The organism is Hydrogenophaga sp. BPS33 (genome assembly GCF_009859475.1).
In the GTDB taxonomy this organism is placed as follows: Bacteria; Pseudomonadota; Gammaproteobacteria; order Burkholderiales; family Burkholderiaceae_C; genus Hydrogenophaga.
The window spans coordinates 3,204,745-3,219,178 of the sequence record NZ_CP044549.1 but is presented as its reverse complement, the minus strand read 5'-3'; the positions used below and the strand labels follow the sequence as shown (position 1 = coordinate 3,219,178).

Annotated in this window: 10 protein-coding genes; 2 read left to right on the top strand and 8 right to left on the bottom strand. The window is 66.4% G+C overall.

Annotation, left to right across the window (positions count from 1 at the left end; genetic code table 11):
- Positions 1-10 precede the first annotated feature (10 nt).
- From F9K07_RS14795 to F9K07_RS14785, 3 genes are all read right to left on the bottom strand, one after another.
- On the bottom strand, positions 11-841 hold the full coding sequence (locus F9K07_RS14795) for an HDOD domain-containing protein (RefSeq protein ID WP_159594157.1): 831 nt from the start codon (positions 839-841) through the stop codon (positions 11-13).
- Positions 842-972: 131 nt separating this feature from the next.
- Positions 973-1,800, bottom strand: a complete 828-nt coding sequence (locus F9K07_RS14790) for an HDOD domain-containing protein (protein ID WP_159594156.1) — start codon at positions 1,798-1,800, stop codon at positions 973-975.
- 104 nt (positions 1,801-1,904) lie between these two features.
- The gene (locus tag F9K07_RS14785; protein WP_159594155.1) at positions 1,905-4,307 is read right to left on the bottom strand and encodes a Tex family protein; all 2,403 of its coding nucleotides are present in this window, start codon (positions 4,305-4,307) and stop codon (positions 1,905-1,907) included.
- Between the two features lie 111 nt (positions 4,308-4,418).
- Between F9K07_RS14785 and F9K07_RS14780 the strand changes: the two genes are divergently transcribed.
- Positions 4,419-5,507: a DUF72 domain-containing protein gene (locus F9K07_RS14780; protein ID WP_159594154.1), complete on the top strand. Its 1,089-nt coding sequence runs from the start codon at positions 4,419-4,421 to the stop codon at positions 5,505-5,507.
- 27 nt (positions 5,508-5,534) lie between these two features.
- Here the strand turns inward: F9K07_RS14780 and F9K07_RS14775 are convergent, their stop codons facing one another.
- From F9K07_RS14775 to F9K07_RS14760, 4 genes are all read right to left on the bottom strand, one after another.
- A complete protein-coding gene (locus tag F9K07_RS14775; RefSeq protein ID WP_159594153.1) occupies positions 5,535-6,944 on the bottom strand; it encodes a hypothetical protein in 1,410 nt (469 codons plus the stop codon).
- A 14-nt stretch (positions 6,945-6,958) separates the two neighbouring features.
- On the bottom strand, positions 6,959-8,629 hold the full coding sequence (locus F9K07_RS14770) for a hypothetical protein (RefSeq protein ID WP_159594152.1): 1,671 nt from the start codon (positions 8,627-8,629) through the stop codon (positions 6,959-6,961).
- Between the two features lie 99 nt (positions 8,630-8,728).
- Positions 8,729-10,129 carry an MFS transporter gene (locus F9K07_RS14765; protein ID WP_236581257.1) on the bottom strand — a complete coding sequence of 467 codons (1,401 nt, stop codon included), beginning with the start codon at positions 10,127-10,129 and terminating at the stop codon, positions 8,729-8,731.
- The gene (locus F9K07_RS14760; protein WP_159594151.1) at positions 10,126-11,340 is read right to left on the bottom strand and encodes a multidrug effflux MFS transporter; all 1,215 of its coding nucleotides are present in this window, start codon (positions 11,338-11,340) and stop codon (positions 10,126-10,128) included. The genes F9K07_RS14765 and F9K07_RS14760 overlap by 4 nt, the downstream gene beginning before the upstream one ends.
- A 132-nt stretch (positions 11,341-11,472) precedes the next feature.
- Here F9K07_RS14760 and F9K07_RS14755 point away from each other — a divergent pair, with 132 nt between their 5' ends.
- On the top strand, positions 11,473-13,251 hold the full coding sequence (locus tag F9K07_RS14755) for a monovalent cation:proton antiporter-2 (CPA2) family protein (protein ID WP_159594150.1): 1,779 nt from the start codon (positions 11,473-11,475) through the stop codon (positions 13,249-13,251).
- A gap of 48 nt (positions 13,252-13,299) precedes the next feature.
- On the opposite strand, the gene F9K07_RS14750 is transcribed toward F9K07_RS14755, so the two are convergent.
- The gene (locus F9K07_RS14750) at positions 13,300-14,412 is read right to left on the bottom strand and encodes a DUF418 domain-containing protein (protein WP_159594149.1); all 1,113 of its coding nucleotides are present in this window, start codon (positions 14,410-14,412) and stop codon (positions 13,300-13,302) included.
- Positions 14,413-14,434: the final 22 nt, after the last annotated feature.

Sequence of the window (14,434 nt, the reverse complement as noted above, 5' to 3'; positions counted from 1 at the left end):
GAGGGCACTCTTAAGGGGAGGACGAGCCTTCCGTCTCGGCTTGGCGCGAAAGGGACGGGATGTCCTCGGCGACCACGGTGTCGGGGTCGATGCCGAGCACCAGCCCGACCGGATCGGGGTAGGTGTTGATAAGCACTTCCGAGCGCATCTGCTGTTCTTCGGCGCGGGCGCGCCAGGACGCAATGTGGATCACGCCCGCCATGGGCTCGTACACCTCGTTGTCGAACGGCGCCGTCTGGTGAAGGATGGCGTTGATCATGCGCTTGGGAAAGCTCCACTCGCGTGCCAGCGCCGCGCCCACTTCGGCGTAGCTGTAGCCGAACAACCCGCGTTCGGCCTTGCTGCGTTTCAGGTCGAGCATGGGCACGCTGCGGTCGAGGTCGATCATGGCCTCGGGCATGCCCACATGCATCACCAGCTCGCCCACGCCGTGAATGAGGCCGGCGGTGAAGGCGGTGTTCTCGTCCATCTTGATGGGCAGTGCGATGTAGCGCGAGAGGTTGGCACTGTTGAGGCTGTAGCGCCAGAACTGATTGAGGTTGACGCCGCCCACCGTGTGGAAGCCTTCACCGAAGGACGCGGCGATCACCAGGGCGCGCACCTTGATAAGGCCCAGCACGTTGATGGCGTCGCGCGCGGTGTACACCGAGCGGGTCAAGCCGAAAAAGGCGGAATTGGCGGTCTTGAGCAGCCGCGCCGTGAGCACAGGGTCGTCTTCGATCAGGGACGCGACCAACATCGCATCCACATCCTCATGGTCGAACGTGTCGATGAGCTTTCGCACCACTTTGGGGATGGAAGGAAGCGCATCCGGTTGCTTGAGGAGCTTTTCGAGTTGCATGGTGATAGGCCCTTGGGTTGCACGACGATCCACAGGAGGTACCTGTGTTTTCGGCGCTGGGGTGTCGCACTTGAGACTTTTTGATGTCCTTTGGACCGCAGAGCGGCCCTGGCGGATTCGTTTGCACCTTCTCAGTCGATGAACGCGCTGAGTGCCTGTGAGAACGACCATTCCGTCGGGTCCTTGCCCAGCACGCTGTCCAGATCCAGACCGAGACTGAGGCCCACCATGTCGGGAAAAGTGGCGGCCAGGCCGCCTTCGTCCAACCGGATCTCTTCGGCGCGCGCGCGCCAGGAAGCCAGGTGCAGCACGCCGCCCAGCGGGTCGTACGAATCGTCTTCGAAAGGCGAGGCCTGGTTCTTGAGCGCCGAGACGATGACGGCCGGAAATTGCCACTTTTCGGCCATGGCCGCCCCCACGTCGGCATAGCTGTAGCCCAGCGTCGCACGCTCCACATCGGCGCGGCGCAGGTCCAGCGGGGGCGTGCCCATGTCGATCGGGCCGATGAGGTCGGGCATGGCGATGTGCATGAGCAGGTCACCGATGGCGTGCACCAGGCCGGCTGTGAAAGCGTTGCCCTCGTTCTGGCGCAGCAGCGCGGCCAGGGAGCGCGAAATGTCGGCCACGCGCAGGCTGTAGCGCCAGAACTGCATCAGGTCCACGCCGGGCACGTTCTTGAAGCTCGAACCCAGGGCGGCCGCCATGACCAGCGAGCGCACGTGGGTCATGCCCAGCAGGGCCACCGCCTCGTCGGCACTGCCGATCTGGCGGCTGACGCGAAAGAACGCGGAATTGGACAGGCGCAGCACGCGGGTGGTGAGCGCCGGGTCTTGCGCCACCAGGCCGGCCACCCGCTTGGGACTCGGATCCTCCTTGTTCATCTCGGCCAGCAGGTCCGAGACGGTGCGCGACATGGCGGGCAAAGCCCGCGGGTAGTTCAAGAGGGCTTCGAGTTCCATAAGGCGTAGGAGTCCGATGCAGGGGTCTTTGGAATGCCCCTGTATCGGCAGCGCGCCCAAGGACTTGAGCCCGCCCCCCTTCGCTCCCTCTCGCCCGGTCTCGCCTACCGCTTCAGCTTGGCAAATGCCGACGCCATCGCGGACGCCACCGGCGCGGCGGGTGAGGTGTAACCGCCCTGCCCGCCTGGGCGTCCACCGCGCTGGGCACCGCCACGCGCGGGCTCGAAGCGGTTGTCGCGCGGGCCGCCGCCAGCGCCGCTGCGACTGGGCGCGTCGCCCAGCTTCATCGACAGGCCGATGCGCTTGCGCGCCACGTCCACTTCCATCACCTTGACCTTGACGATGTCGCCGGTCTTGACGATTTCGCGCGCATCGTTCACGAACTTGTGCGCGAGCTGGCTCACGTGCACCAGCCCGTCCTGGTGCACGCCGAGGTCGACGAAGGCGCCGAACTGCGCCACGTTGCTCACCGTGCCCTCGAGGATCATGCCCTCGCGCAGGTCGCTGATGTCGTCCACGCCTTCGTTGAACCGGGCCACCTGGAAATCCGGACGCGGGTCGCGGCCTGGCTTTTCCAGTTCACCCAAGATGTCCTTGACCGTGATGACGCCGAATTTCTCATTGGCGAACAGCTCGGGCCGCAAGGTCTTGAGCATGTCGGCTCGGCCCATCAGCTCGGCCACCGGCTTGCCGGTTTTCTCCATGATCTGCTCGACCACGGCGTAGGTTTCGGGGTGCACGCCCGTCATGTCCAGCGGGTTGTCGCCGCCGCGGATGCGCAGGAAGCCAGCGCTCTGCTCGAAGGTCTTGGCGCCCAGGCCCGACACTTCCATGAGCTGCTGGCGGCTCTTGAACGCGCCGTGCGTCTCGCGCCAGCGCACCACGGCCTTGGCCACGCTGCCCGACAGGCCGGAGACGCGCGAGAGCAGCGGCACGCTGGCGGTGTTCAGGTCCACGCCCACGCCGTTCACGCAATCTTCCACCACCGCTTCGAGCGTGCGGGCGAGTTCGCTCTGGTTCACATCGTGCTGGTACTGGCCCACGCCGATGCTCTTCGGATCGATTTTCACCAGTTCGGCCAGCGGGTCCTGCAGGCGGCGCGCGATGCTGGCCGCGCCGCGCAGGCTCACGTCCACATCGGGCATTTCCTGGGAAGCGAACTCGCTTGCGGAATACACCGAGGCGCCCGCTTCGCTCACCACCACCTTCAGCACGCCGCTCTGGCCGGCTTTCTCCAGCATCTTGATGAGGTCGGCCGCCAGTTTGTCGGTTTCACGGCTGGCCGTGCCATTGCCGATGGCGATCAGGTTCACACCGTGCTTGCGCGCGAGCAACGCGAGCGTGTGCAGCGATCCGTCCCAATCGCGCCGGGGTTCGTGCGGGTACACGGTGGACGTGTCGACCAGCTTGCCGGTGGCATCGACCACGGCCACCTTCACACCGGTGCGGATGCCCGGATCCAGGCCCATCACCACCTTGGGGCCGGCCGGCGCGGCCAGCAGCAGGTCGCGCAGGTTGTCGGCAAACACCTTGATCGCCACCGCCTCGGCGCTCTCGCGCAGGCGGGCAAAGAGGTCGCGCTCGCTGGAGAGCGAGAGCTTCACGCGCCAGGTCCAGGCCACGCACTTGCGCAGCAGATCGTCGGCGGCGCGGCCCTTGTGGCTCCAGCCCAGGTGCAGCGCGATGCGGCCTTCGGCCAGCGAGACCACGGGGCCGGGCTTGGCCGTGGCGGTGGGCGCCGCCTCGGGTTCGGGCAACACCAGCTTGGCGTCCAGGATTTCTAAGGCACGGCCACGGAACACGGCCAGCGCGCGGTGCGAGGGCACGCGCGAGATCGGTTCGTCGTACTCGAAGTAGTCGCGGAACTTGGCGTTGTCGGGGTGGTTCTCGTCCTTGCCTGCTACCAGCGTGCTCTTGAGCAGGCCCTCGGCCCAGAGCCATTCGCGCAGGCTCTGCACCAGCGCGGCATCTTCGGCCCAGCGCTCGGAGAGGATGTCGCGCACGCCATCGAGCACGGCCGGCACGGTGGAGAAGTCGGCGCCGGGCTTGCCGTCGTCCAGCACCTCGGGCGGTTTGGTGAACGCGGCGGCCTCCGTAGCCGGGTCCAGGGTGGGATCGGCGAACAGCTTGTCGGCCAGCGGCTCGATGCCAAATTCCCGCGCGATCTGGCCTTTGGTGCGGCGCTTCTGCTTGAACGGCAGGTAGAGGTCTTCAAGCTCCTGCTTGGTCGGCGCGGCGGCGATAGCGGCCCGCAGCGCGTCGGTGAGCTTGCCTTGCTCGTCGATGCTCTTGAGCACCGTGGCGCGACGGTCTTCGAGTTCACGCAGGTAGTCCAGCCGGTAGGCCAGTTCACGCAGCTGCGTGTCGTCAAGCCCGCCCGTGACCTCCTTGCGGTAGCGCGCAATGAAGGGCACCGTGGCCCCACCATCCAGCAGCTCCACGGCTGCCTGCACCTGACGTTCTTCAACCCTGATTTCTGTGGCGATCTGCCGAATGATCTGCTGCATGCCCCGTCGATGTGGAAACAAAAGAAGCGCGGAAGTTTGCCACACCCGCCGCGGCTAACATGGCGCGGGTCCGGCTGCGGTTTGTGGTACGCAAACCAACCGGCTCTCACCATGCAAGACGACCTGTTCGGCCCATCGCCGCCACTGCCGCCACCACCGCCATCCCCCACGGCCGCCCCGGCGCCAGAGCCCGTGGCCGCCCCGGCGCGGCGCAAACGCGCGGCCGAGGTCGCACCTGCACCAGCCGATCCCGCGTTGCAGGCGCTGGCGGCGGCCCTGCCTACGCGCGTGCGCCTGGGCACGTCGTCCTGGAGCTACCCGGGCTGGGCGAATCTGGTGTGGGACGACGGCCACTACAGCGACTCCTTGCTGTCCAAGGAGGGCTTGCGCGCCTACGGCCAGCACCCTCTGATGCGCACCGTGAGCGTGGACCGCAGCTTCTACCGCCCTCTCACGCAAGACCAATACGCGCGCTACGCGGCGCAAGTGCCGGACGATTTCCGCTTCGTGGTCAAGGCCCCGAGCCACGTGACCGATGCGCTGGTGCGCGGCGAGGACGGACGTGGCCTGCAAGCCAACCCCGCCTTCCTCGACCCCGCGCTGGCCACGCAGGATTTCGTGGCACCCGCGCTCGCGGGCCTGGGCCACAAGGTCGGCGCCCTGGTGTTCCAGCTCAGCCCGATGCCTCGGCACTTGCTGCACAACCTGCCGCTCGTGCTGCAGCGCGTGCGCACGCTGTTGCTGGCCCAGCCGCCGCTGTCGCCCACCGCACCCGACGGCGTGCTGGCGCTGGAGGTGCGCGACCCGCAATGGCTGGACCCGGTGTTCGTGCCCGAGCTGGCGGCCGTGCTGCGCGAGGCCGGTGCCACCTGGTGCCTGTGCCTGCACGCCAAGATGCCGCGCCTGGCGGACCAGTTGCCCCTGTTGCGTCGGCTATGGCCAGGGCCGATGGTGTGCCGCTGGAACCTCAACCCGCTGCACGGGGCCTATGGGTACGAGGACGCGCAGCGCGAGTACAGCCCGTACGACCGCATCCACGACGTGGACGAAGAGACCCGGGCGCTGCTGGTGAAGACCATCGCCGGGATCGCGGGCGCGGGCCAGAACGTGTACGTGACGATCAGCAACAAGGCCGAGGGGTGTGCGCCGCTGTCGGCGCGGGCCCTTGCCGAGGGCTTGGTAGCCGGTCCCGTGCCGTAGTACCCAGGGCCGGCGACACGGAACTGCTCAGGCGCTGGGGTCGCTGAGCGCCATCACCTCGTGCCACCAGACGTTCTCAAGGTTCTCCAGGTCCTGCTTCCCGTCGAAATGGCTGTCGTCAATCTCTTGCACCAGGCGCTTCAGAAGTCCTTTGTCCATCCGCGTGCGCAGATGCTGCAGAAGGTCTGGGTTCAGCGATCCCAGCGCATCGCGAATCCATTGGCGTTGCCCATCGTCGTCCAAACCTGCCGCCTGCAGCTGAGCCATGGCCTTGACAAAAAGGCCCGAAGCGGAGGTGTCCATCATCTCGGCAAAACCGTCTTCGGAACCGTCCTCGTTCCACATGAAGTTCATGGCCTCCACCAAGGTGCGCTGAAACGCCTGCTGGGCGGCATCTGCCTGGGTCTTGTCGCGCTTTGCCGTGGTCTGGGCCACCACGGACGGCTGGATGGCCGAGGGCGCGAGCGACTTGCGGACCGGGTTGGCCTGGGTCGTGGGAACGCCAAGGTTCTGGCCGGTGGTCGGCGTGATCGCCCTCTTCTTTTGCAGTGCGTCGACGTTTTTTTGCAGGCGTTGCAATGCTTTGACGGTCCATCCCGTTCCCGGCACCGCGTCCTTGGGCTTGAGAGCCAATCCACGGTTGCCCGGCTCTGCCAAGAGGAGCGTGGCGCTCGTCGACACTGCGCCGAGCTGCTGGCTGTCAAGCATTTGGAGGAATTCTTTGCTGGTCTTGCTCGGCAAGGCCCGCGCGCGCACCCCAAACAGAATGGATTCGACCACCGCTCGTTCGGCCGCCGACGGCGGATCCTTCTTGTTCAGAAAAGCCATCGCACTGCGCTGCAATGCAGCCGCTCGAACCACAGAGATTCCCTTCAAGCGAACCTGGATCCGCGCGCCAAAGAGCGCAGCCGTTGTGTGTTCGGGCTTTTTGGGGTCCCGCCGATGCGCGTCCAGGTCTTCGAGCTGTTGAAAGAACGCGTGGGCCTCCAAGGCAATCTCGGCGTGGTCCAGGCCTGTCAAGGCGTCTATCACCCGCGTCAGTTGCGCGTCGGCCGAGGCGATTTCTCCCAGAACGAATTGACTGGCTTCAAGTTGCTTGTGCTCTTCTTGAAGCTCATGGAGCTTCACCTTCATGCCGAAGAACTCCGAAGCCCGGGGGCTCGGCTTCTTCGGCTGCGGGATGTGCAGTTGCCGGCGAAGCGTCTCGTTCTCCTGGCGTAGACGGTCGTTTGACTTTGCGGCGCGCTCTAACCCGTCGGCAAGGCGGGCTGAGCTGGATTTGAGATGACTGACCGCCCTTGACACCGCCTGGCGCGCCTCACTGAACGCGGAGCGCCTGGGTGTGGGCACCTTGGGGACCCAGACTTTTTTGGTGCTCTGGGCATCGGTCCCGGAGATGGCGACGCGACGATCTTGGTGGGAAACGGTTTTGGGCATTTTGGGGCTCCTGCTCAATCGCTCTCGGCACCGGCGTTCCGAACCTCGTGCGCCCAATGCCCCACGAAATCCTCCATATCCATCGGAACACTGTTCATCGACCTCATCCAACTGAAAAGATCACCGAGCAGTCCATCGTCCAGCCGGGTCTCTATCTCTTCCAGCACGGTGGGGCTCATCTTCTTAACACTCTCGCGGATCCACTTGGACTGCTCGTAGTCGGTGAGCTGGAGTCGGGGTTGCGCCATGGCCTTCTGGAACATTCGCGCCGCATCGACCAAACAAACAGCGGCAGCACGATTGAACTCATCGAGGCTGTCGTCGAAATCAGGCGAAGGGTCCCACATGTAACCCATGGCTTCGCTCAGCAACTTCTGGAACTCGTTCTGGACCTTCTTCTGCTCCGCCCTCAACAGCGTGGCCTTGTCCACCTTGGTGCTCGACACCTGGACCGTCGTTGACGGAGCCGGCTGCCGAACGGGATTCTGCGGGTTCGCCTTTGTCTTTTGATGGGTGGCCGGCGTCATGATCGTCATCACGTTCTCGACGGGTCGCAGGGGCATCGAGAGAACCGTGGCCTTCGGTTTCGGATGGAGGCTTTCGTGAAAGTTTTTCAGCGCTTGCGTCTGCGTCTGATTGAACAGCTTCGGACGCTTCTTGCAAAGATCGAACGCCGCCTCAAGATCTTTGCGCTCCCGGTCAGACAGATTCTTGGGATTTTGTTTGCCAGCCACTTTGAGAATGATGTCGGCGGCCCGGAAGGCCGCCTGCCTGTCGGCGGCGTCATTGATCAACTGTCCCAGGTTAGAGAGCGTGAGCTTCGTCCCAGGAATCACGTCGGTCGACGTCAAATGGGACCATCGTTGGTTGGTCATCTCCAACAGCGTGTTGGCGTCGTCCGAGATCACCTTGAGTTTCTGCCGGTCGACCTTGTCAAGCCCTGACACAGCGTCTCGCCGCAAAAGTTCGGCCCGAGCACAGAAGACGATGTTGTCGAGTACGGCCTTTCCTCCCTCGTTGAGTTCGTTGCCACCACGACAGACATCGGCCGCTGCAACCAAGTAGCCGAGCTTCTGCACGTCCATCTTCTTACTGCTCACGTAGCCCTGCACGCGGCGCAGGTAGAGGCCCGCGATCTGGGCTTCGATCTTGCGATCGGCGTCCAATAGCTTCAGGGTTTCATACAGCGCGTCAACCCTTTCTGCAAGAGCCGCCCCGTTGGTGTCACGGTCGTGCACTGCGATGTTCAGGGCATCCACCAGTTGCCCGTCCGCCTGGACCATCTGGCGCAGAACGAAGTTGGTGGCTTGAAGTTCCTTGTTTTCCTCCTTAGGCGTGAGCACGATGGGCGTGCCGTCAGGGTGACGCTTGGGAGGCCTCTGAGATGCGTCTGCATCATTGATGTGCAACTGTTGGCGAAGCGCTTCGTTGGCTGCGCTCAGCGCCCGGCTTGACGCCAGAAGTGCCGCGTCGTCCAACTTGCGGCGAGCTTGCTCGGCATTCATCCGATAAATCACCCTTGCCTTCAGGTTCGAGATCGCTTCGCGCACCGCGGCGAACCCTGAGCGCCTGGGATGAGGCACCTCACGGACAAAGACCGCAGTCGTCCCATGTTTGTCGATCTCTGCAAACGCTTCGCGGCCAAGGTGCTTATCTTTGGTGATTCTTTGGGTGCCTGCTTGCATGAGAGTCCTTTGGGCGTGGCTTCGGGGAACCTGACCGTTCGTAACGGGGTTCGGGCAGCCGGTTCCCGGCCATCCGCCATGGCACGCAGCGACGCGCCCTCAAACCGCGGATGCCGCCGGCGGCAAGGGTGGCCCGCCGGCCCTCACCCGCAGCGAACTCGTCACGCCCGCCAGCAAAGCACACCCGGCCGCCACGCACAGCGCCACCGTCTCGCCCTGCCCGTCCTTCTGGCTCCACACCGCGTACACCACCGCCAGCACCACTGCCCCAATGGTCTGGCCCGTGAGCCGTGCCGTGCCCAGCATGCCGCTGGCCGCGCCGCTGCGGTGCAGGGGCGCCGAAGTGACGATGGTGTGGTTGTTGGGCGACTGGAACAGGGCAAAGCCCGCACCGCACAGTGCCATGCGCCACGCCACATGGGCGCTGGACGCGTGTTCGGGCAGCACGGCCAGCGACAGCAGGCCCGCCGCGAACACCACCATGCCGATGCCGCCGAGCCACCCCGCCGGCACGCGCCCGATCAGGCGGCCCGCGATCGGCGCCACGACCACCGTGGCGATGGGCCAGCCCGTCATCAGCAGGCCGGCCTCCAGGTGCGATCGCCCTTGCACTTCCAGCAGCAGGAACGGCAGGCACAGAAAGGCCAGCATCTGCGCACAGAAAGCGCCCAGGGACGAGCACATGGACAGCGCGAACACCGGATTGCGCCACAGGTCGACCGGGAACATCGGCGTGGCCTGGTGCGACTGGCGGCGAATGTAGAACACACCCACCAGCAGGCCCGCCACCAGGAACAGCGCACCCAGTGGCTCCGCGCCGCCCACGCCCAACTGCTCCGCACCCACGAAGACCAGCGTGAACATGAGCACGTTGAGCACCACGTCGACCCACGAAAAGCGCGAAGCGGCGTTCTCGCGCTCCGGGTTGAAAGGCAAGGCCCGCCGCCCCAGCCAGAAGATGAGCAGGCCGATGGGCACGTTGATCGCGAACAGCCAATGCCAGGACGCGACCGACAGAATGCCCGCCGCCACCGCCGGCCCGGCCATGGTCGACGTTGCCACCACCATGGAGTTCAGCGCGATGCCCCGGCCCAGGCGGTGGCTGGGGTAGATCAGGCGCATCAGCGCGGTGTTCACGCTCATGACGCCGGCCGCGCCCAAGCCCTGCAGCGCGCGCGCCGCGATCAGCATGGGCAGCGAATTCGCCAGCATGGCCGCGATGGACGAGAGCGCGAACAGCGCCATGCCCACCAGATAGACCCGCCGATAACCCAGCCGGTCGCCCAGCGCGGCCAGCGGCAGCAACATGACGAGCGAGGCGATCTGGTACGCGTTGACGACCCAGATGGCGTGGGTGGGCGTGGCTTGGAGTTCGCGCGCGATGTCGGGCAGCGCGAGGTTGAGGATGCTGCTGTCGATCACCGAAATGGCGATACCCAGCACCACCACCAGCACGGCGGTGGTGCGCTGGGGCAACGGCAGGCCGTCCTGCCGTGTCACCCGTTCGCCTCGGCGGCCAGATGCGTGGCGGTATCGCCGGCAAGCGTGACCCAAGTCAGCAACACCCCGAGCAAGGCGCCGCAGGCCATGCCGATCACCATGGGCAAAGGCTTTCCGTTGGCGAACAGGCTCACCAGGCCCATGGCGGCCGCGCCCAGCAGCATCTGCAGCGTGCCCATCAGCGCAGAGGCGGTGCCGGCAATGGCGCCGTGTTTTTCCAGCGCCAGTACCGAGGCGGTGGGAATCACCAGGCCCATGAAGCCGCTGGCGATGAAATACAGCGCGATCAGGACGGGCAGTTCATCGCCGCCCAGCAGGTAGTAGGCCAGCAGCACGGCCATGGTCGCGCCCGAAGCCGTGGCCGCGGCCTTCACCAGGCGCACCAGGCCAAAGCGGCGTCCCAGCAGGCCAGTGAATTGCGACGCGCCGATGAAGGCCACGGCGTTGAAGGAAAACGCCAGGCTGTACTGCGTGGGCGTGAGGCCGTAGTGGTTGATCAGCACAAAGGGCGAACCGGCCAGGTAGACGAAGAAGCCGGCCATGGCGGTTGCGCCAATGCCCACCAGGCCCAGGTAGTGCCAGTCGCGCAGCAGCACACCGTAGCCGCGCAGCGCGCTGCCCAGGCTGCTCTCCACCCGCTCGGCCTCGGAGCGCGTTTCCTGCAGCGTGGCATAGACCAGGGCCAGGCCGGCCACGGACGCCAGCGCCACGACCCAGAACACGCCGCGCCAGCCGGTCAGTGCGATCACGCCGCTGCCTGCCAGAGGCGCGAGGATGGGCGAGACGCTGAAGACCAGCATCAGCAGGGACATGAGGCGCGCGGCGTCGTTGCCGGTGTGCAGGTCGCGCACCACGGCACGCGGAATGGCCATGCCGGCCGCAGCACCCAGGCCTTGCAGGAAACGCAGGGCCACCAGCGTCTGGATGTCGGTGGACAGAGCGCAGCCCACGCTGGCCAGGGTGAACAGGCCCAGGCCGAAGTACAGCGGTGGTTTGCGCCCGACCATGTCGGACACCGGCCCGTACAGCAGTTGGCCCACGCCGAGCGACAGGAAAAAGGCGGTCAGGCTCATCTGCACCGCGCCCACGTCGCCCCCCAGGCTGTGGCCGATGTCGGGCAGCGCGGGCAGGTACATGTCGATGGCGAAGGGACCGATGGCCGAGAGCAGGCCCAGGATCAGGGCCAATTTGAGGAAGCGGGAAAAAAACATAAGCCGGCGATTGTCGCGCGACTCGAATGGCGTAGTGGCCGCGGGGTCGGGCCTGGCGCGATCTTCGCGTACGTCACAATTTCGCCTTTCCCCCTCCCTCTTCTTCCCTCTTCTTTTCACCCGGAGAATCCCATGGCCGTAGAAGGCAGCGCAGGCGATCTGCTCAAAGTCGTGACCTTGCTGGGCGCCGCCGTGGTGGCCGTGCCTCTGTTCAAGCGCCTGGGGCTGGGCTCGGTGCTGGGCTATCTGGCCGCCGGCCTGGCCATCGGGCCTTTCGGCATGGGCCTCATCAGCGACCCGGCCACCATCCTGCACACCGCCGAGCTGGGCGTGGTGATGTACCTGTTCGTGATCGGGCTGGAGATGCAACCCTCGCACCTCTGGAGCCTGCGCCGCGCCATCTTCGGCCTGGGCAGCCTGCAGGTGGTGGTGTGTGGCCTGCTGCTCACGGCCGTCGGTCTGGCGTTCGGTTTTCCCCTGGGCGTGTCCTTCGTCAGCGCCATGGGTTTCGTGCTCACCTCCACCGCCGTGGTCATGCAGTTGCTCGGCGAGCGCGGCGACATTGCCCAGCCACGCGGGCAGAAGATCGTGGCCATCCTGTTGTTTGAAGACCTGTTGATCGTGCCCTTGCTGGCGGTGGTGGCCTTCATCGCCCCGGCCGATGTGGGCGGCGCGGTGGCGGCGCAGGGTTCGCGCTGGGCCAGCATCGGCCTGGCGCTGGGCGCTCTGGTCGCGCTGGTGGCCGCCGGGGTGTGGCTGCTCAACCCGCTGTTTCGCATCCTGGCCAATGCCAAGGCGCGCGAGGTCATGACCGCCGCCGCCCTGCTGGTGGTGCTGGGCGCGGCGCTGCTGATGCAGTTGGGCGGTTTGTCGATGGCCATGGGCGCGTTCCTCGCGGGCGTGCTGCTCTCCGAATCGACCTTCCGGCACCAGCTGGAAGCCGACATCGAACCCTTCCGCGGTCTGCTGCTCGGCCTCTTCTTCCTGAGCGTGGGCATGTCGCTGGACTTGGCCGTGGTCGCGCGCAACTGGCCGCTGATCGTGGGCGGCGTGCTGGCCATGATGGTGGTGAAGGCTTTGTGTATCTACGGCGTGGCGCGGTTTGCGCGAAGCTCGCACACCGACGCACTGGACCGCGCGGTGCTCATGGCGCAAGGCGGTGAGTTCGCGTTCGTGTTGTTTGCCGCCGCGCTGGGCGCGCGCGTGATCGACCCGGTGGTCAACGCCAACATGACGGCCATCGTGGTGCTGTCCATGGCGCTCACGCCGCTGGTGGTGCTGGTGCACCAGCGGCTCGCGCCCAAGGCCGGGGTGTCGATGGACGGCATCGAAGCGGTGGATGGCCACCAGAACGCCAGCGTGCTGGTGATCGGCTTCGGGCGCTTCGGGCAGATCGCCAGCCAGGGCGTGATCGCGCGTGGCGCGAGCATCACCATCATCGACAACAACGTGCAGATGATCCGCGACGCCGAGGCCTATGGCTTCAAGGTCTACTACGGCGACGGCTGCCGCGCCGATGTGCTGCACGCCGCGGGCGCGCATTCGGCGCAGGCCATTCTGGTCTGCATCGACAACAAGGAAGCCGCCACCCGGGTGGCCGAACTGGCCAGGACCGACTTCCCCCAGGCGCAACTGCTGGTGCGGGCGTTCGACCGCGAACACATCCTGGAGCTGCGCAAGGCCGACGTGGGCTACATCGTGCGCGAGACCTTCGAGTCGGCCATGGCCATGGGCCGCCAGGCCGTGCTGACCATGGGGGCGGACGAAGCCGAAGCAGACGCGATCATGGACGATCTGCGCCAGCGCGATGCGGAGCGCATGGCCCTGGAAGCCACGGGCGGCATGTTCGCTGGGCGCGCGCTGGTGATGGGGCGGACGCTGGCCGACCAGCAGGGCGGCGCGGACGCCTGATCTGTCCGACCCGCAGCCCGGCGAGCCACCTGGCGAGCAACTTGGCGTTCAGCGCCGCGCCATCCACGCTTCCAGCGGCCAGCGCCGGTCACCACTGCGCCTGGCCACGGCCCAAGCCAGGCCCCACAAGCCCAGCGACAACAGCACCGTCTGTGCGGTGGTGGGCAACCACGCCAGGCCCACACCGGAAAACAGGGCCAGGCACAGCGCGCTGTGCCCGACATACAAGCTCAGCGTTCGCCGACCCAGTGGCACCAGCCCATGGCACCAGCGCGCCTGTCCTCCCGAGCTGGCCAGCGCCAAGGCCGCGACATACACGGCCGCCACAGGAATGGCGCTCACATCGCCCAGCGCCTCCAGCCAGGGGTTGAGCACCGCGGTCGGGGCGGTCCATGCAACACCACATCCGTACACGGCAGTCAACGCCAGCACGGGCAGGCCGAACCGACGCAGGAAACGGCGCAGCGCCGCGCGCCAGCGCGGGTGCGTCAGGAGCCGCAAGCGTGCCGCGGCGACACCCGCCAGCATGCACAGGTACAACACCGGCCCGAGGAACACGAGCGCCACCACCTGGTTGGCCAGGTAGTTGCTGGCGTTGAGTTTCAGAAACGACCAGGCGCCCTGCACGGTCGACAGCGAGGATCCGTCTGCAATATCGGTGCGCTCGGGCAACCACACGAACATGAGCGTCAGCAGTCCCGCCTTGGCCAGCACGGCCCAGACCAGCGCGCGCCGGAAGTGGCGCCGCAGCCGGCTCCAGGGCATGTGCAGCCGCGCCAGGAGCGTGCGCCCGACCAGGGCGTACATCGTCAGGATGTCACCGAAATAGATGAAGACACCGTGGACGACGCCCAGGCCCAGCAGGCGCTGGTTGCGCACCTGGCCTCGGCGCAGCGCGTCGGGCCTGGAGCGCCCGCGCGCCGCCAACCACAGCGACATGCCGAACACGAACGCCAGCAAGGTGTAGCCCTTGCCCTGCAGCACGGCCGCGACCAGGCCCTGGGTCAGCGCCGCCCAGGTGCTGTCGGGCGGGGTGCGCAGTCCCAGCGGCGAACCATAGGGCGCCACCGCGTAACCCACGGCGTTGACGACCAGCACCGATACCAGCGCCAGCGCGCGCAGCACGTCGGGCAGCGCTTCGCGGCGGGAAGGCTGCTGCACGGCGCGCGGTGCGGGTGAGACG